The sequence below is a fragment of the Xanthomonas graminis pv. graminis genome (assembly GCF_030168915.1).
GTDB classification, from domain to species: Bacteria; Pseudomonadota; Gammaproteobacteria; order Xanthomonadales; family Xanthomonadaceae; genus Xanthomonas_A; species Xanthomonas_A translucens.
The window spans coordinates 3,582,832-3,603,832 of sequence record NZ_CP076255.1 but is presented as its reverse complement, the minus strand read 5'-3'; the positions used below and the strand labels follow the sequence as shown (position 1 = coordinate 3,603,832).

Annotated in this window: 16 protein-coding genes and 2 pseudogenes; 14 read left to right on the top strand and 4 right to left on the bottom strand. The window is 66.4% G+C overall.

The annotated features are described in order from the left end of the window. Window positions 1–189: 189 nt before the first annotated feature. The 7 genes and pseudogenes from KHF85_RS15680 (at window position 190) to KHF85_RS15650 (ending at window position 6,319) form a co-directional block, all read left to right on the top strand. Complete coding sequence (locus KHF85_RS15680) at window positions 190–903, top strand: response regulator transcription factor (protein WP_284567376.1); 714 nt, start codon at window positions 190–192, stop codon at window positions 901–903. After that, window positions 896–2,284, top strand: a complete 1,389-nt coding sequence (locus KHF85_RS15675; protein WP_284567375.1) for a sensor histidine kinase — start codon at window positions 896–898, stop codon at window positions 2,282–2,284. The genes KHF85_RS15680 and KHF85_RS15675 overlap by 8 nt, the downstream gene beginning before the upstream one ends. After that, a complete protein-coding gene (locus tag KHF85_RS15670) occupies window positions 2,281–3,381 on the top strand; it encodes an ABC transporter substrate-binding protein (protein WP_284567374.1) in 1,101 nt (366 codons plus the stop codon). The genes KHF85_RS15675 and KHF85_RS15670 overlap by 4 nt, the downstream gene beginning before the upstream one ends. A gap of 178 nt (window positions 3,382–3,559) precedes the next feature. Beyond that, on the top strand, window positions 3,560–4,198 hold the full coding sequence (locus KHF85_RS15665; RefSeq protein WP_003465225.1) for a LuxR C-terminal-related transcriptional regulator: 639 nt from the start codon (window positions 3,560–3,562) through the stop codon (window positions 4,196–4,198). 295 nt (window positions 4,199–4,493) lie between these two features. Further along, window positions 4,494–5,612, top strand: a complete 1,119-nt coding sequence (locus tag KHF85_RS15660; protein WP_284567373.1) for a hypothetical protein — start codon at window positions 4,494–4,496, stop codon at window positions 5,610–5,612. Between the two features lie 152 nt (window positions 5,613–5,764). Next, window positions 5,765–5,884: pseudogene (locus KHF85_RS15655) on the top strand (LuxR C-terminal-related transcriptional regulator); the annotation flags it as partial. A 93-nt stretch (window positions 5,885–5,977) separates the two neighbouring features. Beyond that, window positions 5,978–6,319: a DUF5713 family protein gene (locus KHF85_RS15650; protein WP_064540664.1), complete on the top strand. Its 342-nt coding sequence runs from the start codon at window positions 5,978–5,980 to the stop codon at window positions 6,317–6,319. A gap of 173 nt (window positions 6,320–6,492) precedes the next feature. On the opposite strand, the gene KHF85_RS15645 is transcribed toward KHF85_RS15650, so the two are convergent. From KHF85_RS15645 to KHF85_RS15635, 3 genes are all read right to left on the bottom strand, one after another. Then, the gene (locus KHF85_RS15645; protein WP_284566649.1) at window positions 6,493–7,449 is read right to left on the bottom strand and encodes an IS1595 family transposase; all 957 of its coding nucleotides are present in this window, start codon (window positions 7,447–7,449) and stop codon (window positions 6,493–6,495) included. Between the two features lie 123 nt (window positions 7,450–7,572). Then, the gene (locus tag KHF85_RS15640; RefSeq protein WP_284567372.1) at window positions 7,573–10,221 is read right to left on the bottom strand and encodes a hybrid sensor histidine kinase/response regulator; all 2,649 of its coding nucleotides are present in this window, start codon (window positions 10,219–10,221) and stop codon (window positions 7,573–7,575) included. Between the two features lie 243 nt (window positions 10,222–10,464). Further along, complete coding sequence (locus tag KHF85_RS15635) at window positions 10,465–11,649, bottom strand: OprO/OprP family phosphate-selective porin (protein WP_284567371.1); 1,185 nt, start codon at window positions 11,647–11,649, stop codon at window positions 10,465–10,467. Window positions 11,650–12,125: 476 nt separating this feature from the next. Here KHF85_RS15635 and KHF85_RS15630 point away from each other — a divergent pair, with 476 nt between their 5' ends. The 6 genes and pseudogenes from KHF85_RS15630 to KHF85_RS15605 form a co-directional block, all read left to right on the top strand. Next, window positions 12,126–13,490, top strand: coding sequence for a dicarboxylate/amino acid:cation symporter (locus tag KHF85_RS15630; RefSeq protein WP_284567370.1), 1,365 nt, complete (start codon window positions 12,126–12,128; stop codon window positions 13,488–13,490). A gap of 150 nt (window positions 13,491–13,640) precedes the next feature. Next, window positions 13,641–15,932, top strand: coding sequence for an NADP-dependent malic enzyme (locus tag KHF85_RS15625; protein WP_284567369.1), 2,292 nt, complete (start codon window positions 13,641–13,643; stop codon window positions 15,930–15,932). A 211-nt stretch (window positions 15,933–16,143) separates the two neighbouring features. Continuing rightward, the gene (locus tag KHF85_RS15620) at window positions 16,144–16,500 is read left to right on the top strand and encodes a helix-turn-helix transcriptional regulator (protein ID WP_284567368.1); all 357 of its coding nucleotides are present in this window, start codon (window positions 16,144–16,146) and stop codon (window positions 16,498–16,500) included. Window positions 16,501–16,762: 262 nt separating this feature from the next. Further along, window positions 16,763–17,029: a hypothetical protein gene (locus KHF85_RS15615; protein WP_284567367.1), complete on the top strand. Its 267-nt coding sequence runs from the start codon at window positions 16,763–16,765 to the stop codon at window positions 17,027–17,029. Next, the gene (locus KHF85_RS15610; protein ID WP_284567366.1) at window positions 17,026–18,291 is read left to right on the top strand and encodes an HlyD family secretion protein; all 1,266 of its coding nucleotides are present in this window, start codon (window positions 17,026–17,028) and stop codon (window positions 18,289–18,291) included. The genes KHF85_RS15615 and KHF85_RS15610 overlap by 4 nt, the downstream gene beginning before the upstream one ends. A gap of 40 nt (window positions 18,292–18,331) precedes the next feature. After that, window positions 18,332–20,203, top strand: a pseudogene (locus tag KHF85_RS15605) (peptidase domain-containing ABC transporter); the annotation flags it as partial. Between the two features lie 145 nt (window positions 20,204–20,348). Here the strand turns inward: KHF85_RS15605 and KHF85_RS15600 are convergent. Next, window positions 20,349–20,609, bottom strand: coding sequence for a helix-turn-helix domain-containing protein (locus tag KHF85_RS15600; protein WP_256032034.1), 261 nt, complete (start codon window positions 20,607–20,609; stop codon window positions 20,349–20,351). Between the two features lie 183 nt (window positions 20,610–20,792). Between KHF85_RS15600 and KHF85_RS15595 the strand changes: the two genes are divergently transcribed. Then, window positions 20,793–20,990, top strand: a complete 198-nt coding sequence (locus KHF85_RS15595; protein ID WP_284567365.1) for a zinc-finger domain-containing protein — start codon at window positions 20,793–20,795, stop codon at window positions 20,988–20,990. The last annotated feature ends 11 nt before the right edge of the window (window positions 20,991–21,001 follow it).

Below are 21,001 nucleotides of genomic sequence, written 5' to 3'. Positions count from 1 at the left end.
TGCGCGTAGCGCGTCGATGAATCGTTGGCCCGCAGCGGAAGGCCAGGGCCGGCGTGGCTGCAGCCTAGTGCGGCGTAGCTGTCATCGACCTGTCGGTGCGGGGGCCGGGAATGGGGAATCGGGAATGGGCAAGATGCGCTAGGCTTGCTCTTACACTTCCCGATTCTCCATTCCCGATTCCCGGCCCCAATGCGTCTCTTGTTAGTCGAGGACAACGCCGATCTGGCCGATGCGATCGTGCGGCGCATGCGCCGCAGCGGGCATGCGGTGGATTGGCAGAGCGATGGGCTGGGCGCGGCCAGCGTGCTGCGCTACCAGAGCTTCGATCTGGTAGTGCTGGACATCGGCCTGCCCGGACTGGATGGACTGCGCGTGCTGGCCGGGCTGCGCGAGCGCGGCGACACCACGCCGGTGCTGATGCTGACCGCGCGCGACGGCATCGAGGACCGGGTGCAGGCGCTGGACGTGGGCGCCGACGATTACCTGGGCAAGCCGTTCGATTTCCGCGAGTTCGAGGCGCGTTGCCGGGTGCTGCTGCGGCGCAACCGCGGCAACGCCAGCGAGGTGGTGCAACTGGGGGGGTTCGCCTTCGACAACGCCGCGCATACCGTCAGCCTGGATGGGACGCGGATCGAATTGCCCAATCGCGAATACCGCCTGCTGGAGATCCTGATCGGGCGGCTCGGCCAGGTGGTGGGCAAGGACGAGATCGGCAACGGGCTGTTCGGTTTCGACGACGAGGCCGGGCCGAATGCGATCGAGCTGTACGTCGGGCGCCTGCGCAAGAAGCTGGCCGGTGCGCCGCTGCGTATCGTCACCGTGCGCGGGGTCGGCTACAAACTGGAAGCGGCCGGGATCGCCCCCCCGCCAGCGACGCCGCAGGACGCAGGCGGCGATGGCTGAGGCCGCGCTGCCGGCGCCGTCGATCCGGCGCACGCTGCTGCTGTATCTGGGGGGGCTGTCGCTGCTCGGCGCGGTGGCGCTGTTCTTCGCCGCGCGCGACTACGGCCAACGCGCCGCCAACCGTTCCTACGACCACCTGCTGGTGTCCTCGGCGCTATCGATCGTCGATTCGGTGGCGCTGGCCGGGGGGCAATGGCAGGTGGACCTGCCGTACGCGGCGCTGGACCTGCTGGCGATGGCGCCGGAAGACCGGGTGTTCTACCGCGTGTTCGATGCGCGCGGGCGCACCATCACCGGCTACGGCGACCTGCCGAAGGCGCCGTCGCTGCCGCGCGCCAGCGCGCCGCCGCGGCTGTTCGATGCGCCCTACAGCGGCGAGCAGGTGCGCTTCGCGGTGGTGGCGCGGCGGGTGTCCTCGGCCGCGGCGCAGGACGAGGTGTGGGTGCAGGTCGGGCAAACCCGGCGCGCGCGCGAAGCGCTGGCGCAGGATGTGGTGCTGCACGCGCTGGTCGCGATCGCGGTGTTGTCGCTGCTGTCGCTGGCCCTGGTCTGGCTGGGGGTGTATCGCGCGTTGCGCCCGCTGCACCGGATCGAGCACGATCTGTCGCGGCGGGAGCCGTCGGAACTGAAGCCGCTGGCGGTGGCCGCACCGCAGGAAATGCACCAGATGGTGGCGGCGTTGAACCGCTTCATGGCGCGCCTGGCGAGCAGCAACGAGACCTTGCGCGCATTCATGGCCGAGGCCGCGCACCAGATGCGCACGCCGCTGGCGGCATTGCGCGCGCAGGCGCAACTGGCGCTGGACGACGAGGACCCGCGCGATATGCGCCGCAGCCTGGAGGCGATCGAGCGCAACGCCACGCACATGAGCCGCTTGCTCAACCAGCTGCTCAGCGACGCCAGCGTGATCCACCGCGCCAACCTGCAGCGCTACGCCAGCGTGGATCTGGCCGAAGTCGTGCACCAGGCCTTGCATGAGACGCTGCCGCAGTCGCAACCGCGTCCGCGCGTGCAGCTGGCCATGGCCAGCGAGTCGGCGCTGGTGCACGGCGATGCGCTGCTGCTGCGCGAGGCGATCAAGAACCTGATCGACAACGCCTGCAAGTACGGCGGCGACGGCGCGCTGCAGGTGGCGCTGACCTGCACCGCGCGCGAGTGCGTGGTGACCGTGGCCGACCATGGCCCGGGCATCGCTGCCGCCGATGCCGAGCGCGTGTTCGAGCGCTTCGCGCGCGGCGAGGGCGCGGCCGCCGGCGGTGCCGGACTCGGCCTGGCGATCGTCAAGCGCGTGGTCGACAGCCACGGCGGGCGCATCGATCTGTCCAACCGCGTCGGCGGCGGCCTGATCGCCAGCCTGCGCCTGCCCAGGTTGCATCCATGACTTCGCTCCGATCGCTGCGCGCCGCGCTCCTGGTGCTGGGCTGCATCCTGTTCCACGACGCGCAGGCCGCGCCCGGCGACATCCGCCGCTTCCCGGCGCAGGGCGTCGCCGAGGCGCAGCTGTGCATCCAGGGGTCGACCGACATCGAGGTGTTCGCCGCGGTGATCGGCGACTACCAGCGGCTGCACCCGCGCACCGAGGTGGTGTATCAGGACGTGATCGCCTGGGACATGTACCAGCGCTACCTGCATCCGCTGCCCGGCGCGCGCTGCGCCGACCTGCTGATCAGCGCCAGCATGGACCTGCAGACCAAGCTGGTGAACGACGGCCACGCGCTCGCGCACCGTTCGCCGCAGACCGAAGCGCTGCCGGCCTGGGCGCAATGGCGGCACGAGGCGTTCGGAATCAGCTACGAGCCGGTGGCGATCGTCTACAACAAGGCGCGACTGCCGGCGGCGCAAGTGCCGCACACGCGCCGCCAGTTGCTGGAATTGCTGCGCGCGCCTGGCCTGCCGCTGCGCGGCAGGATCGGCACCTACGACGTGGAGCGCAGCGGCGTGGGCTATTTGTTCGCGACCCAGGACGGCCAGATCGGCAGCATGTCCGGCGCGTTGCTGGCGGCGATGGGCGACAACCAGGTGGTGCTGGAAGAACGCACCGGCGTGCTGCTGGACCGGGTCAGCCGCGGCGAACTGCTGCTGGCCTATAACGTGCTCGGCTCCTACGCGCAGGCGCGGATCGACGCCGGTGCGCCGTTGGCGATCGTGCAGCCGGAGGACTACACCCTGGTCGCGCTGCGCACCGCGGTGATTCCGCGCGATACGCCGCACGCGGCCGAGGCGCGCCGGTTCCTGGACTATCTGCTGTCGCCGCGCGGGCAGCAGGTGCTGTCGCGCGAGGCGCAGCTCAAGCCGATCCTGCCGATGCCCGGCGGCGGCGCAGCGCCGGCCGCGCCGCCGTCGTTTCGTCCGATCGCGCTTGGGCCGGGCTTGCTGGTGTACCTGGATGCGCTCAAGCGCCGCCAGTTCCTGGATGCCTGGCGCAGCAGCATGCGCCGCCATCCGCCGCGCCAGCGCGTGTCTGCCGTTCCCAAGTAGGCGGCGCCAGGTCCGCCAGGAGCAAGCGGCAGTGGGCTGCTGCGCACGCCTGGGGCCGCGGCGTCGCTGGCATTGGCGGCCGGTAGGCCACGGCCATGCACGGCGTCGGCAGCGCCGCCAGCAGGGTGCAACGGCACGGCAGCGGCACGCGGGCGGCCGCGCATGCCAGACTGTGGGGATGGATGCGCCTACGATTCTGGTCGCCGACGACCATCCCCTGTTCCGCGCCGCGGTGCTGCACGCGTTGCGCCAGGCCTTGCCGCGCGCGCGGGTGACCGAAGCGGCCAGCGCCGCCACGCTGGACGCCGCGCTGGCCGCGCAGGCCGACGTCGACCTGGTCCTGCTGGACCTGGCGATGCCCGGCGCACGCGGCTTCTCGGCGCTGCTGCACGTGCGCGGCGAACGCCCGGACGTGCCGGTGGTGGTGATCTCCTCCAACGATCACCCGCGGGTGATCCGCCGCGCGCAGCAGTTCGGTGCGGCCGGTTTCATCCCCAAGTCGTCGCCGGCCGAGACCATCGGCATCGCGGTGGCGGCGGTGCTCGATGGCGGCACCTGGTTCCCGCCGCTGACCGCGGCGCGCTCGGAGGCCGATGCGCAACTGGCCGCGCGCCTGGCGCAGCTGACTCCGCAGCAATTCCGCGTGCTGCTATGCCTGGCCGACGGCCTGCTCAACAAGCAGATCGCCTACGAACTGGGCCTGGCCGAGAACACGGTGAAGGTGCATGTGACGGCGATCCTGAAAAAGCTCGAGTGCCATAGCCGCACCCAGGCCGCGGTGCTGGTCAAGGCGCTGGAGCCGGAAGGCGAAGGGTGAACGGTGGCGGCGTGCATTTCTGTGGAGACCGCGGCACCGTGCCACAGGCATTCCGGTTGCTTCACCAACCGCAAGGCGTGGCGCTGTCGTATCCCCCGCTCAGGAATGCCTCGTCGCGTCGCCGAGCCGATGGCTGGGCATCCACGCCAGGCAGTGGCGTGGACCATGCCGGTGCTGGCCATGGAGAAAGAGCACCCCCCGGTCAAAGCGTGTGCCACGTGTGTCCTGAGACCGCTGTTCAATTAAAAAATCGGATATGTAGGGTGGTTGTCAAAACGATCATCTCGCTTCTGCAATGATCGATTTCTCTGTGGGAATGCCCTGCAGCGCATCGGCCGAATGGCATCGGCGAATCTGGAGTGATTTTTTGAGGATCAGGACAAGGTCTTTGCTTTTTCTGTGTTTGATCGGAAGTTATGCCGTGCCCTGCGCGCAGGCGGCGTCACATTCCGATGTCGCGCAATCGATGGGCGCGCGTGTCGCCCAGGCCGAAGCGCAGGCCCGTCAGGGATGGCAGGCAACGCTCGCCCAGGCCGATACGCCGGCGACGGGATGTTTCCATGCCAAGTATCCAAGCATGATCTGGGAGTCGGTCCCCTGCAGCTTGGCGACGCACCGCATGCATCCCCTGCCGTCCGCTCGACAATCGAATGCGCGAACCATCGCGCAAGGAGCAGGGCTTTCGAGTGCGCTCAGTGACGCGCCAAGCGGCAAGGTCTATGCGCTCCAGGGGCATGGCCTGATAAGCCGGGCGGTTGGGAGCTTTCCCGCGGCCACCGGGATCACGTCCGTGAATACCGACTCGCACCCGGACGCGTACAGCGTACAGCTGAATACGAACAACGCCACGGCAACGGCCACGTGCAATAACCATGTGGGCTGTAGGGCATGGCAGCAGTTCCTCTACGGGAACGATGGCCCGGAAAACGCGGCGTATATACTCATCGAATATTGGATGAACGGTTTCGGGAGCAGCTGTCCGGCGGGTTGGATCAGCTGGGGGACCGATAGCTGCTACACCGTCAGCCAGGGGGTCAGTGTCCCTCATTATCCGATCACCCAGCTGGCCAATTTCAGATTGACGGCCAAGGCAGTGGCCAATGGCAACGACTCGGTGGTCTTCGCCAACGGTTCCGATGCGTACAGCGTAAGCGCAAAGGACAATGTCCTCGACATCGCTTCGGTATGGACGGCAGCGGATTTCAATGTCGACGGCAGCAGTTCGACCGCCAGGGCATACTTCAACACAGGTACGTCGGTCACCACGAAGCTGGAGGTGAACGATGGAACCACCGTGGCACCGACCTGCGTCAGCGAAGGCAGCACGACCGGTGAGACCAACAATCTCATCATTGGCCCCTGCACCGTCTCGGGCGGGGCCATGCCGTCCATCCAGTTCACCGGAAAGATTTGATCGTGGGCCGTTCCGAAGCGTAAGCCTGCGCAAGCGCCGCCTCCGTGCGGCGCTTGCGCCTCGCATGACGCCTGGATGCTCCTGCGTGCCGATCCGTCTGCGCTCTGTCGCCTGCGCCGCACACGTCCCTGTGCGGGTGATCCGCCGCCTGGGGCCTGGCCGAGAACACGGTCAAACTGCATGTGACGGCGATGCTGAAAAAGCTCCAATGCCACAGCCGTCCCCAGGGCGCGGTGCCGGTCAAGGCGCTGGAGCCGGAAGGCGAGGTCTGAACCGCCGCCCTGAAAGCATTTTCCACCGCGCCCGGATACGCGATGCTATGCACTGGTGCCCGCGCTTCCTGCGGGCCGAAAGGGACCCCGACCATGCCCATCCGCAACGAACAGATCGCCTACTACCCGTTTCTGCAGGAAATGCTGGACGACGACTATTTCCCCTCCTTCCTGGTTGGCAAGGGCCAGAAGATCCTGTTGCGGCTGTGCGAGGCGATTGAGACGCAGGCCCCGCCGGACCTGCCGGCGCTGTACCGGCTCACCCATGCCGCCACCGAGGAATTCAACGCCCTGGCGCTGGAGTTCGAGGCGCACGACAGCGAGATCGAGACCGCCGCGCGCGACAACATCGGCGTGGACTTCCTGTACATCGCCAAGACCTATGGTTTCGATACTGCCGACGCCGAGGAGTTGATCGCGCCGCGCGAGTGGTGAGCGAGGCGGCCCCGCAGGGGCTGTTCCTTCTCCCACTGTGACCATGGCCCCCCTTTTCGGGAGAAGGTGGCCCGCATGGCCGGATGAGGGTGCGGGCGCTGCCTCGCGCGCCCAAACTCCGCGGGCCGCTATCGCCGGACCCTCACCCCAACCCTTCTCCCGACGGGACCTGATTAGCGCTGTGTCTCAGCTGTCGTACGCAGTTGCTGCTCTGTGAGCCTTCCCGCGCCGGCCAGGGCACTGGCCAGGCGCGGCACCATGGCGGCCAGGTTGAAGCGGCGATTGAAGCGGTAGGCATGCGCATGCAGGTAGCGCGCGCCGTATTTGGGGAAGTCCACCGCATGGTGGGTGCCGCTAAGCGCCGTTTTGAGATTGCCCAGGATCGTATTGACCCAACGCAGACGAGGCTGCTGGACGCCTTTGCGGCCGCTTCCGGTCACGATGGCATCGTGGGTCAGGCCTGCCCAGCCCACACCGGTGAACGCTGTCAGCCCATCACTGACGACATGGGTGCCCGGTGCCAGTGCCTGCTGAGCCCACGTGTGCACGACGCTTCTTCGGAAGCTGGAGACCACATCCAGGCGGAGATAGCGCGGGCGCCCTTGATGCAGGGAAACCGCTGCAATAAACGGCACTTTATTGCGCCACTGCGGTTGGCCTGGACCACCGGCGCGTTCGCCGCCCAGATAGGCATCATCGATCTGGACCTCTCCGTCGAGCCGGCGTGACTGCTCACGATCGGCCATCGCCGACATCACTTTGTGCTTGATCCGCCATGCAGTGCGATAGCACACGCCCAGTTGCCGAGCCAGTTCCAGCGCAGCAATTCCGTTCTTGGCTTGGCTCACCAGATAGATGGCCAGCCACCACACCCGCAAGGGAAGCTTGGTGTCTGCCATGGGCGTGCCGGCGGTCAAGCTGGTCTGTACCCGGCAGCGCGCGCACTGCCACAGGTGCTGGCGTCCCCGCTCAAAGCCACTGGCATGCGTGTGTCCGCACTGCGGACACACGAAGCCATTGGGCCACCTGGCCTGAACCAAGGCCTCGACACATTGCGCCTCGGAGCCGTAGCGGCTCAGAAAAGCCGGAATCGAAAGCCCCTTTTGGAACTGGATCCGATTGAGCGTCATCGCCGTATCTCACTGAAGAACCTGCATTTCTAAACCAAGGCAGCATCACCAGCTGAGACACAGCGCTAATCAGGCCGACGGGAGAGGAGCTCACTGCTCCCTTACGCCTGCTGCGAAAGGAGTTCAGCCACGTCGCAACAGCATCTGCGTCATCAGCGCGCGCAGCGCCGGCGCGCGCACCGGCTTGGACAGGAAGCCCCAGCCATGCGCCTGGGCCAGTGCGCGCAGCGCCGGATCCGGTTCGGCGGTGACCAGGATCGCCCGCGGTTCGGCGTTCCAGCGCCCGCACAGCTGGGCGAACAGGGCCGGGCCGTCGCGCTCGCCCATGCGCACGTCCAGCAGCACCAGCTCCGGCGCCTGCGCCGCTTGCGCTGCAGCCAGCGCCTGCTCCGGGCCGGCCGCCAGTTCCACCAGGCACGCCCAGCGTTCCAGCAGCGCGCGGCTGGCCTCGCAGACGCGCGGGTCGTCGTCGATGCACCACACCCGGCAGCCATGCAGGATCGGGTCGTCGCCGTTGTCGCTGGCCACCGCGGTCGGCGCCTGCGCCTGTGCCGCGGCGGCGGCGTCGCCCAGCGCCACGGTGACCGCGAACACGCTGCCGCGGCCGAGTTGCGAGCGCAGGCCGATGCGGTGCCCGAGCAGGCGGCCGATGCGCTCCACGATCGCCAGCCCCAGCCCGGCGCCGCGGTCGTGGGCGACGCCGTCGCCGAGGCGGCGGAATTCCTCGAAGATCTCCTGCTGCAGCGCCTCGGGAATGCCCGGGCCTTGGTCGTGGACCTCGATGCGCAGGGTGTCGCCGTCGCGTCGGCAGCCCAACAGCACGCGTCCGCGCGGGGTGTAGCGCACCGCGTTGGACAGGAAGTTCTGCAGGATGCGCCGCAGCAGGGTCTCGTCGCTGCGCACCGTGGCGCGGGTGGGCACGTAGTCCAGGCGCAGGCCGCGGTCCTGCGCGACGATGCCGAATTCGTGCGCCAGGGTCTGCAGCAGCGGCCCCAGCGCGAAGTCGCGCACCTGCGTCTTCAGCGTGCCCGCTTCCAGTCGCGAGATGTCCAGAAGGCTGTTGAGGATGGCGTCCTGCGCGACCAGCGCGTTGTCGACATGGTCGGCGATCTGCCGTGCATCGTCATCGTGCAGTTTGCCGCGCAGCGCCGAGACGAACATGCGCGCGGCGTTGAGCGGTTGCAGCAGGTCGTGCACCGCCGAGGCGACGAAGCGGGTCTTGTAGCGGTTGGCGTTCTCGGCCTCGCGCTTGGCGTCGGCCAGGTCGCGGGTGCGCTCGGCGACACGGTGCTCCAGCGCGTCGGCCAACGAGCGCAGTTCGCGCGCGGCGTTCTTGTAGCTGGTGATGTCCGCATAGCTGGTGACGAAGCCGCCGTCGGGCAGCGGATTGCCGCGGATCTCCAGCACGGTGCCGTCGTCCTTCTCGCTCTCGCGCATGTGCGGGCGGCCGCTGCGCAGGTGGTCCAGGCGGCGCTGGATCGCCGCCTCCACCGGGCCGGGGCCGAGCAGGCCGCGGCGCGCGTTGTAGCGGAATACGTCCTCGATCGGGCGGCCGATGCGGATCAGTTCCGGCGGGAAGCGGAAGATCTCCAGGTAGCGCGAATTCCACGCCACCAGGCGCAATTGCGCATCGATGATGACCACGCCCTGCGGCAGATGTTCCAGGCTGCGGCTGAGCCCGGTATCGGCCTGCTGCGCGGCCTGCACCACGCCGTCCTGCGCGGTGCGCAGCTCCTGAGCGTGCTGCTGCAGCAGCGATTCCAGTTCGCGCCGGCTGCGTTGGCGCAGCCGCGCCAGGCGCTGCCGCTGCTGGAACAGCAGGCGCAGGAACACCAGCGCCAGCCAGATCCCGGCCGCGGCCAGCGCCGCGGCGCGGCCGGCGGCGCGGCTGCCGCCGATGTCGTGCAGCAGGTGCAGGCGCCAGCCGCTCTCCGGCAGCGCCATGCTCTGCCATAGCAGCGGCGCGCGCTGCGCCGGCGCGTCGATGCGCATCACCTGGCCACCGTCGTCCAGCGTGGCCAGACTGCGCCGTTGCGCCGGCAGCAAGGTCTGCCTGGCATATTGGCGGGTGGCCAGCAGTTCGTCGCGTTCGTGCGCGCTGAGCGGCTGCAGCTGGCGGTAGCGCCAGGCGTCGCGGCTGGACAGGAACACCACGCCATGGCGATCGCTGACCAGCACCACGTCGGGCACGCGCAGCCACTCGCGTTCCAGCGCCGCCAGTTCGATCTTGATCACGATCACGCCGAGGGTGCGCCCGGCATCGTCTCGGATCGCCTGCGACAGGAAATAGCCGGGGACGCCGGTGGTCATGCCGATGCCGTAGAATCGGCCGCTGCCCTGCGCCAGCGCCTGCTTCACGTAGGGGCGGAAGCCGTAGTCGGCACCGACGTTGCTGCTGGCCAGGCGCCAGTTGCTGGCGGCCACCGCCACGCCGCCGGCGTCGATCAGGGTCAGCGTCGAAGAGCGGGTCACGTCGTTGGCGCGTTCCAGCTTCAGGTTCAGTCGCTGGTGCGCAGCCGGGTCCAGCGGCCGGGTCAGCGCCTGGCGCAGTTCCGGATCCAGCGCCAGCACCTGCGGCAGGGTGCGGTAGCGGTCGATGCGTTGCTGCAGGGTCTGCGCGTACAGCTCCAGCTGCTGGCGCAGTTGCCGGCTTTCGTCGCGCAGCGCGCGTTGTTCGGCGAAATGCCAGGCCGACAGCATCGCCAGCGCCATGCTGCCGAAGACGGCGAGCAGGAGCAGGGCGACGTGGCGATAGCGCGAAGCGGGATACATGCGGAGTGGATGCGGCCGGGACGGTGTCCCGCCAGCTTAGCGGTAGCGGCGCGTGCGTTGCTGGCGCGGGCGCTCCCGGCGGCGGCGTTGCGATCGCGCAAGCGGCCGCGACGGCCTGATGTCCGAACGCAGAACGGCAACGCCTGCCCATGTGCACAGGGCAGGCGTTGCCGCGCCGGGGCTTGCTGTCTAACGCGCCCCGGACGGTCAGTGCCGAGCGGGGCGACGATCAGGCCGTGCCGATCAGAACTGCACTTGCGCGCGCAGGTCGATCGAGTTCGGCTTGGTGTGCACGCCGGCGCGCTCGGCATCGGCGCGCACGTAGTTGGCCTGGAACTTGAAGTGGCTGGTCAGGTACCAGTTGGCGCCCAGGGTCCAATCGTGCTGGCGGCCGCCGAGCACGCTGCCGTCGTCCAGGTCCAGGCGGCTGTAGCGCGCCAGCACCTCGACCGCGCCGTAGGCGTTGGCCGGCTTGACGTTGGCCACGTTGCCGGCGCTGTACGGACGCGACTCGCCGGTCAGCACGTAGCTGGCGAACACGTACTGGCCGTCGGCGGTGTAGTCGGGGCGGCCGTTGTCGCGGGTCACTTCGGCGCGCAGCGCTTCGCCCTGCATCGAGAACGGACCCTTGATCCAGATCCCCTCCAGGCCGGTGCGGCGCACCTGGTCGGCATCGACCAGGGTGCCCGAGTCGACCAGGCGCACATCGGTCAGCCCGGCTTCCGGGCGGGCGCGCAGGCGCACGCGTGGGCTGAAACTCACGTCCAGGCCGTTGTGGTAGCCGCGCGGGTTTTCCTGCGAGTAGGCCAGGCCCAGGTGCAGCACGTCGCCCTCGGCCTTGAACGGGGTCCACACGCCGCGCACCGCCTGGGTGGTGCCGGGGTTGTCGCCCTGCAGGTCCTTGCCGCCGTACGCGCCGGCCTGCAGCAGGTACTGCGGGCGCTCGAAGGTCCATTCCACGCCGGTGCGGCGGCCCTGGTAGATCGCCTGGATCGGCAGCGCGGTTTCCAGGAAGCTGTCGGCGCGCGAGCTGGTCACGCCTTCCAGGCCGACCGGCACCTTGATGTAGCCCAGCCGCACCTTGCCGTAGTCGCTGCCGAACAGCGCCTTGGTCTCGAAGCGGAAGAACACGTCCAGCCACAGCTTGGACTGGAAGTCGAAGTACACCATCGCGTCGTACACGCCCTTCTTCTTCAGCGTGGCGCCGAATTCCTTGCGCCGGAACGTGTTGTCGTCCTCCAGGCGCGCATCGTCGTCGGAGAAGTTGTTCCAGTCGTAGCCGTAGTTGCCGGTTACCGCCAGCTCGGTGCCGTCGTTGAAGGCGACCTTGGTCGGCCAGTCGTCGAATCCGTTGGCGGCAGTGGCAGCGGCAGCGGCGGGAGCGGCGGCGGTCAGGCACAGCGCAGCGAAGAGAAGGGTATGGCGCATGGTTGTGATGTCTTCAATTGGTGAGGAAAAAAGCGCGCCGGCACTCGACTGACGGGACGGCAAGGCTTGCGCGGGCGGTGCAGCGTGATGCCGACCGCGACCTTCCCTCGGCCGCGGTGCGGGCGCATCGCCGGAACAACGCGCCGCCCGCATGCAATAGCGGGCGAATCCGGCGGTTCTTTACAGCGGTGTTGCGATCCTGCGACGGCGCATCGCCCCTGAATACGCATGCGACGCCGGCAGCGCCGGCGGCAGATCGGTACGCGACGCAGCAACGGCTGGCATTCCCATGGCCGGCATTGCGCGTCGCACCTCCCTCCCGTGAGCGTGCCGGGACACTGTAACTGCGTCGGCGGCGTCGCGAACAGGGGACTAGTACCAATAGGTTATCTGCTTAGAAGCTGGCGCCGCGTACAAAGGCAGCATTCCGCGACCTGCGTCGGGTTGCCGGTCTACATCCGCTCCGGAGCGCTCACATGCATATCCCCGCTTCCCCTGCCGGCCCCGCGCCGCGTCCTGTGCCGTTCTACAGGCATACGTACGTCCAGGTGCTGGTCGCCATCGTCATCGGTGCCTTGCTCGGCCATCTGGAGCCGTCCTGGGGCACCCAGCTCAAGCCGCTGGCCGACGCGTTCATCAAGCTGGTGAAGATGATCATCGCGCCGGTGATCTTCCTGACCATCGTCACCGGCATCGCCGGCATGACCCAGCTGAAGGTGGTGGGCCGGGTGTTCGGCAAGGCGATGGTGTATTTCCTGTTCTTCTCCACCCTGGCGCTGGTGGTGGGCATGATCGTCGCGCACGTGGTGCAGCCCGGCGCGGGCATGAACGTCAATCTGGCGACGCTGGACCAGAGCAAGATCGCCAGCTACGTGCAGAAGTCGCACGACCTGACCCTGGTCGGCTTCTTGATGGACATCATCCCCAATTCGCTGATCGGCGCGTTCACCGGCGACCAGGTGGTCAACGGCAAGTTGGCCGGCCCCAATGTGCTGCAGGTGCTGTTCGTCGCCGTGCTGTTCGGCGTGTCGCTGGCCCTGGTCGGCGAGCGCGGCAAGCCGGTGGTAAACCTGCTGGAGGCGCTGATCGCGCCGGTGTTCAAGCTGGTGCACATCCTGATGAAGACCGCGCCGATCGGCGCGCTGGGCGCGATCGCCTACACCATCGGCGAACACGGCCTGCATTCGCTGGTGCAACTGGCCTGGCTGGTCGGTTCGTTCTACGTCACGTCCTTGCTGTTCGTGGTGGTGATCCTCGGCGCCGTGGCGTACCTGTGCGGGTTCTCGATCTTCAAGCTGATCCGCTATCTGAAGGCAGAGTTGTTGCTGGTGCTGGGCACGTCATCGTCCGAATCGGCGCTGCCGTCGTTGATGGAGAAGATGGAGCGCGCCGGGTGCGAGAAGTCGGTGGTCGGCCTGGTCGTGCCCACCGGCTACTCGTTCAACCTCGACGGCACCAACATCTACATGACCCTGGCGGCGCTGTTCATCGCCCAGGCCACCAACACCGAACTGACCCTCGGCCACCAGATCACGCTGCTGCTGGTGGCGATGCTCAGCTCCAAGGGCGCGGCCGGCGTGACCGGCGCCGGCTTCATCACCCTGGCGGCGACGCTGGCCGTGGTGCCGGAAGTGCCGGTGGCCGGCATGGCGCTGATCCTGGGCGTGGACCGCTTCATGAGCGAGTGCCGTTCGCTGACCAACTTCATGGGCAACGCGGTGGCGACCGTGGTGGTCTCGCGCTGGGAGAACGCGCTGGACCGCGATCGCCTGCGTCTGGCGCTGGACGGCGAGGCCGTGCCGCTGCCGGCGGTGACGGCCGAACCGCTCGCCGCCCGCTGATCCGCTGCAGCGTACGACGCGCCGGCATTGCCGGCGCGTCGCGTTTTTTCAGGTGCCGGCGCGCGCGGCGACAGCCGCCAGACAGGACCGGCCATGGCCGCGGAGAGTAGAATTCCAAGCCTCCGCGCCTTTCGACAAAAGAAGCCCTCGATGTCAAACGACGATTTCAAACAGGCCGCTCTCGACTATCACCGCCAGCAGCCGCCGGGCAAGATCAAGGTGGCCGCGACCAAGCCGATGCTGACCCAGCGCGACCTGTCGCTGGCCTATTCGCCAGGCGTGGCGTTCGCCTGCGAGGCGATCGTCGCCGATCCGCAACAGGCCAGCGAGCTGACCGCACGCGGCAACCTGGTCGCGGTGATCAGCAACGGCACCGCGGTACTGGGCCTGGGCAACATCGGCCCGCTGGCGTCCAAGCCGGTGATGGAAGGCAAGGGCGTGCTGTTCCAGAAGTTCGCCGGCATCGACGTGTTCGACATCGAGATCAACGAGAACGATCCGGACAAGCTGGTCGACATCATCGCCAGCCTGGAGCCGACCTTCGGCGGCATCAACCTGGAAGACATCAAGGCGCCGGAATGCTTCATCGTCGAGCGCAAGCTGCGCGAGCGGATGAACATCCCGGTGTTCCACGACGACCAGCACGGCACCGCGATCATCGTCGGCGCCGCGGTGCTCAACGCGCTGGTGGTGACCGGCAAGAAGATCGAGGACGTCAGGCTCGCCACCACCGGCATGGGCGCGGCCGGCATTTCCTGCGTCAACATGCTGGTGTCGCTGGGCCTGAAGCCGGAGAACATCCTGGCGCTGGACCGCGACGGGGTGATCCACAGCGGCCGCACCGACCTGGACCCGGACAAGCAACGCTACGCGCGCGACACCGACAAGCGCACCCTGGCCGAGATCGTCGAGGGCGCGGACATCTTCCTCGGCCTGTCCGCCGCCGGCATCCTCAAGCCGGAAATGGTGGCGACGATGGCGGCGCAGCCGGTGATCTTCGCGCTGGCCAATCCCAATCCGGAAATCACCCCGGAGGCCGCCAAGGCGGTGCGCCCGGACGCGATCATCGGCACCGGCCGTTCGGACTACCCGAACCAGATCAACAACGTGCTGTGCTTCCCGTACCTGTTCCGCGGCGCGCTCGACGTCGGCGCCACCGGCATCAACGAGGCGATGAAGATCGCCTGCGTCAAGGCGATCGCGGCGATGGCGCGGCGCGAGGCCTCCGACCTGGGCGCGGCCTACGGCGGCGAGACGCCGAGCTTCGGCCCCGACTACCTGATCCCGCGGCCGCTGGATCCGCGCCTGCTGGTGGAGCTGTCCTCGGCGGTGGCGCAGGCGGCGATGGACTCGGGCGTGGCCACGCGTCCGATCGCCGACATGGAGGCCTACCGCGACAAGCTCGGCCAGTTCGTCTACCGCACCAGCCTGATGATGAAGCCGGTCTACGACCGCGCCCGCGCCGACAAGCAGCGCGTGGTCTACGCCGAGGGCGAAGAGGAAGTGGTGCTGCGCGCGGTGCAGAGCGTGATCGACGAAGGCCTGGCGTTCCCGATCCTGATCGGCCGCCCGGACGTGATCGAGGCGCGCATCCAGCGCCTGGGCCTGCGCATCACCGCTGGCGTGGACTTCGAGATCACCAACATCTACGACGATCCGCGCTTCAACGACTACTGGCAGTACTATCACTCATTGACCGAGCGCCGCGGCGTCACCGTCACCGCGGCCAAGGAGCTGATGCGCTCGCGGCCGACGCTGATCGCCGCAGTGATGGTCGCGCGCGGCGAAGCCGATGCGTTGCTCACCGGCGTGGTCGGCCGCTTCCACAAGAAGCTCGGCTATGCGCGCAGCGTGATCCCGCTGGAACCGCGGGTCAGCTCGACCTCGGCGATGACCGGGGTGATCAACCAGCTGGGCGGGTTCTTCTTCCTGGACACGCACGTGCAGGAAGACCCGAGCGTGGAGCAGATCGTCGAGGCCACGCTGCAGGCTGCTTACCGGCTCAAGCTGTTCGGCATCGAGCCGAACATCGCGCTGCTGTCGCATTCCAACTTCGGCAGCCACGACTCGCGCGATGCGCTGAAGATGCGCCAGGTGCGCGAGGCGCTGCTCAAGCGCAAGCCCGAGCTTAACATCGATGGCGAAATGCAGGGCGACACCGCCTGGGACGAAGCGCTGCGCAAGCAGATCATGCCCAACAGCACGCTCAAGGGCCGCGCCAACCTGTTCGTGCTGCCGAACCTGGAAGCGGCCAACATCGCCTACAACCTGGTGCGCGTGTTCACCGACGGCGTGGCGATCGGTCCGATCCTGATGGGCATCTCCAAGCCGGTGCACATCCTGACCACCAGCGCCACCTCGCGCCGGGTGATGAACATGACCGCCATCGCCGCGGTCGATGCGCAGATCCGCAAGCAGTTGGAGGCGGAGAAGGCGGGCTGAGCCAGCTTGGGAGGCGCGTTCGCCGGTAGAGCGCGCCGCTGCCATTGTGTCTGCGGCTCGCGTAAGCGCGCTTGTGTCGGTTGATCGAAGGCACTGGTCGTCGACATTGGACAAGTATTGACAGCGCTTCCGATTCGAGCAAAATGCGTGTGACACATTCATTAATTTAGTGTGTACATCACGATGGTGCTCCTACGGACAGGTGTGCGATATGGATCATGGTGCATTGGCGGCGCCTATCCGTTCAGCGCGCAAGGCGCTCGGCCTGTCGCAATGCGAACTGGCGACTAGGCTGGGGGTGCATCGCACCACTATCGCCCATCGGGAGCGCGCCGGTCGTTGCGTGCCCAGCGTCGGCAACCTGCGTGTCCTCAGTGAAGAACTTCAGGTCGAGTTCGAGTGGCTGGCTGTTGGGGGTATTGCCGGCAAGGCGTTGCCGTTGAGTGCTGTACCAAGTTCACGCCGTGACCTCGAGTCGCGCCTGCTACAGCTCTCACGGCATGTCCCGGTGTCCTTTCTTGCCGCCGTCATCGCGCTCCTGGAGAACGCCAGCGCCTATCTGGAGTGATGGCTATCGCCAGCGCGGTAGCTTGGTTCGTCGCCCTGTCTGTTTGCGGCCATGCGGTGTCGCGATTGCCAGCGGTGCGGGTGTGGCGCGGAGCGATGGCGCATGTCGCGTTGATCCGACATGCAGGCTGGAAAATGTCAGGTCTGGCACACCTGCGCCCTTGCATCGCACACAACCAACCAGCCTAATGGAGGCGAAGGCGGGAACATCCGGTGTGCATGGATGCTTTAGGGCCCCGTCGCCCGTTTCGAAGGATCGCAGCGTGCTTCACTCCATAAACAAGGAGTTTCTCGACGGCCTTGCGCTTGTGGTACCGGTCGCGCTTGTCGTCCCGCTTGGCGGCGGCAAGCCGAACTGGACGATGCTGGCCGCGATCCTGGCTTGCGTGGCAATTGCGTGCAGCGTCCAGATCGGCTTCGCGTTGCCCGAGCTTCTGTACGGTGCGTTGATCGTGCCATACGTCTTGCTGGCGATGTCTCACTCCAATGGCCGGGTGGCGCGCGGCAAATTCTGCGGGTATGCGGAATGAGCCACAGCCTGTTCCGTGAAGAAGTCATGCAGGCCCGCCGTACCAGTTGGTTGGGTGGTATCTCCCTGGTGCAGCCTTTACAGGCATGGGTATTTGCAAGTGCGGCCGCAATTGCGGCGACATCGGTGGTGGTATTCCTGTGCATTGGCACCTACACGCATCGGTCCACTGTGACTGGACAACTGGTTCCGACCAAAGGCCTGGCCACGGTGATGGCGCCCGCCACAGGGGTTGTCACCCGGCTTGACGTGCGCGAAGGCCAGCGCGTCGAGGCTGGACAGATCCTTGGCGTAGTGACGGTGCCGCGCGCGACGCTGGCAAGCGGCGATACCGAGGTTGCCTTGCAGCGTCACCTGCGCCAACGAGGGGATGGGTTGAAGTCTTCCGAACAGGCACAGCTGCAGCAGTTGGATGCGCAAGAGCAAGGGTTGCGCATCCAACTGGTCAATCTGCAGCAGGAATTGTTGCAGGTGAATGGTGAAGTCGCCACCCGGCGTAGCCAGATTACCCTCGCCAATGAAGTGCTGCAACGCTGGCGCCAGTTGCAGGATGGCAAGTACGTCAGCGAGCTGCAGATCAAGCAACAGGAATCCAGTGCGCTGGAATACACAAGCCAGATGCAGGCGTTGCAAAGGCAGGCGACCGAGATGCAACGCAGCCTTGCGCAGATCGAACAGCAGTTGCGCGTGTTGCCAGGGCAGCGCATGGGCATTCATGCCGAGTATCGGCGGGACAACGCCGCAGTGGAGTTAGAACAAGTACAAACCCAGGTGGGTGGCGCGCTGTTGGTGACAGCTCCTGTCGGCGGGATGATTGCCACGCAGGTAGTCAAGCCGGGGCAGGCAATTCAGGCTGGGCAACCGCTACTAAGCCTGGTACCGGGAGACGGCCGCCTTGAGGCCGAATTGCTGGTTCCTAGTCGTGCAATTGGTTTCATCGAGATAGGCAATAAGGTGATGTTGCGGTACCAAGCGTATGCATACCAGAAATTTGGCCACCAACGTGGCGCTGTGATGTCGATCAGTCGCAGCGCGTTGACGTCGAAGGAATTGGGGGCGTTGACCGGCAATGCTCAGCCGGGAGAACCATACTATCGAGTGACGGTGAGGTTGGCACAGCAAGTGATCGTGGCCTATGGCAAGCAGGAGCATCTCAAGCCTGGGATGCTCCTGGAGGCGGACGTGCTTGGTGAAAAGCGAAGTTTGATTGAATGGATTTTTGAGCCGTTCTACTCGCTCCGGTCAGTAATAAGTAATTCTTAGATTTGGGTAGTCCCAAAGCCTGGGATGCAGGGGTGCTGCACTGGTGCTTGCCAAGGTCGGTAAATCAAAATTCACCATACTCGACCCCGCTCTGGGGGAACGAAAGCTATCAATACATGAAGTCTCCCGGCACTTCACCGGCGTAGCGCTAGAGTTGACCCCAGCTGCAGATTTCAAGTCGCAGAAGGCATCTCTTTCGATCTCAGCACGCCAACTCACAGGTCCAATCAGCGGATTGTGGAGTGCACTTCTTCAGATATTCCTGCTGTCGGTAGCGCTGCAGGTATTCGTCATTTTCGCGCCGTTTTACATGCAATGGGTGGTTGACCAAGCGCTGGTTTCGGCTGATCGCGACCTGTTGGTGGTACTCGGCTTGGGCTTCGGATTGGCGCTGCTGCTGCAAGTGGGCATCGGCTTGCTGCGCGGCTGGTCTGTGGTCTATCTGTCCTCCAAGCTCGGTTTGCAATGGATGGGCAACGTGTTCGCGCATCTGCTCAAGCTGCCATTGGACTTCTTCGAGAGGCGCCACCTGGGCGATGTGACATCGCGCATGTCATCGGTGCAGACGATCCAGCACACACTGACCACGAGCTTCGTCGAGGCGATCATCGACGGACTGATGGCAGTGGTCACACTGGTCTTGATGCTGCTCTATAGCTGGAAGCTGGCGCTGGTCACGCTGCTGGCGGTAGCGCTGTATCTGTGTATTCGGGCAATCGCCTACCGGCCGGTGCGTGATCGCACTGAGCAGCAGCTAGTCGCCGCCGCCAAGCAGCAGAGCCATTTGCTGGAATCGCTGCGCGGCATGCAGAGCCTGAAAATCGCTGGCGAGGAGCCGCTGCGCCGTTCCACCTACGACAACCTGCTCAACGAGACAGTCAACCAGGATGTCAAACTGGCGCGGATGTCGCTCGGCTTCAACACAGCCAGCCAGCTGGTGTTCGGCATCGAGCGCATCGCGGTGATCTGGATCGGGGCCAGGCTGGCGCTGGACAATGTGTTCTCGGTCGGCATGCTGGTCGCCTACCTGGCCTACCTGGCCTACCTGGCCTACCTGGCCTACAAGGACCAGTTCGCCATGCGCGTGAGCGGCCTGATCGACAAGTGGGTCGAGTTCCGCATGCTGCGCCTGCATGGCGAGCGGCTGGCCGACATCGTGCTGACGCCGCCGGAGGACGACCACGCGCTGCCCGAGGCGTTGCCCCCGGCCGAGCCGCGCATCGAGGTCGAGGGGCTGTCGTTTCGCTACGCCGCGGGCGAGCCGTGGGTCGTCAAGGAGTGTGGTTTCGCGATTGAGCCAGGCGAATCTGTGGCGATCATCGGTGCATCCGGCTGCGGCAAGACGACGCTGGTCAAACTGCTGCTGGGATTGCTCAAGCCGAGCGAAGGGGTAATCCGCATCGGCGGCCACGATCTACATAAGCTAGGGCCGCGAAACGTGCGCGCGATCGTCGGTGCCGTGATGCAGGACGATCAATTGTTCGCCGGCAGCATCGCCGACAACATCGGGTTCTTCGATCCGGATTTCGACCTGGAACGGGTCGAGGCGGCGGCACGGTTGGCGGCGGTGCATGAGGATATTGCCGCGATGCCGATGGGTTATCACAGCCTGATCGGCGACATGGGCAGTTCGCTGTCCGGCGGGCAGAAGCAGCGGGTGATCCTGGCGCGTGCGCTGTACCGTCAACCGAAGCTGCTGTTCCTGGATGAGGCCACCAGCCATCTGGATGTGTTGCGCGAGCGCCTGGTCAACGACGCTGTAAAACAGCTGAAGCTCACCAAGTTGATCGTCGCGCACCGGCCGGAAACCATCGCCAGCGCCGACCGCGTGCTGGTGATGGAACAGGGGCGCATCGTGCAGGAACTACGGCCACCCACATCACCTGCCGAAGCGACAACAGCCAGCGCCTGATGGGCGCTATCGGTTGTCTAGGCACGTCAGCGGATTCGAGCGAGACAAAAATACTGCCGATTCGCGTGCTGCGAGTCAGGAATCAAAACGCAAGCAGCAACGCCGCGGCGATGTACGCCGCAGCGCTGCCGGCACCGCAGACCCTTCAGGCCAGACGCTTGCCCACCGGCAGCGGCAGGCTTTCGTGCTCGTTCTGGTTCAGCTTGGACGGCTTACCGGTCAGCAGCACGTAGGCATCGACGCCGGTGAGTTCGGCAATCTTCAGCAAATGCCGGGCATTGGGAACGGAACGATTGTTCTCCCAGTGACCCAGGGTGCTGTGCGCAACGCCCAGCAAGGCCGCCAGTTCGCGCAGCGTGAAACCGGCATTGCGCCGCGCCTGCATCAATCGCACACCTATATCCAAGGGACACCTCAGAGCGGCATGGTTGCGCCGCGTCCCCTGAGCATAGTTGATGTCATCGCCTGGCATCAAGCGGACAGTGAGTGGACAAGCCCAGGACAGCGCCGGCGCGGCGTACGCCGGCCCGGCGCGGGCGTGGGACGGGCTGCTAGAATTCCCCGTCTCCTCCCGCCGTGTCCCGCCGCCATGAGCCATACCGCCACCGCGCCCGCCAATGCACAGACGCGCTACAGCGTGCACCGCGCCGACCTGCCGCTGAGCTGCCCGACCCCGGAGATGGCGCTGTGGAACTCGCACCCGCGGGTCTATCTGCCGGTGGAGGAAGAACCCAGCCACGAGGCCAAGTGCCCTTACTGCGGCGCGGTCTTCGTGCTGGTCGACTGACCGCCGGGTCG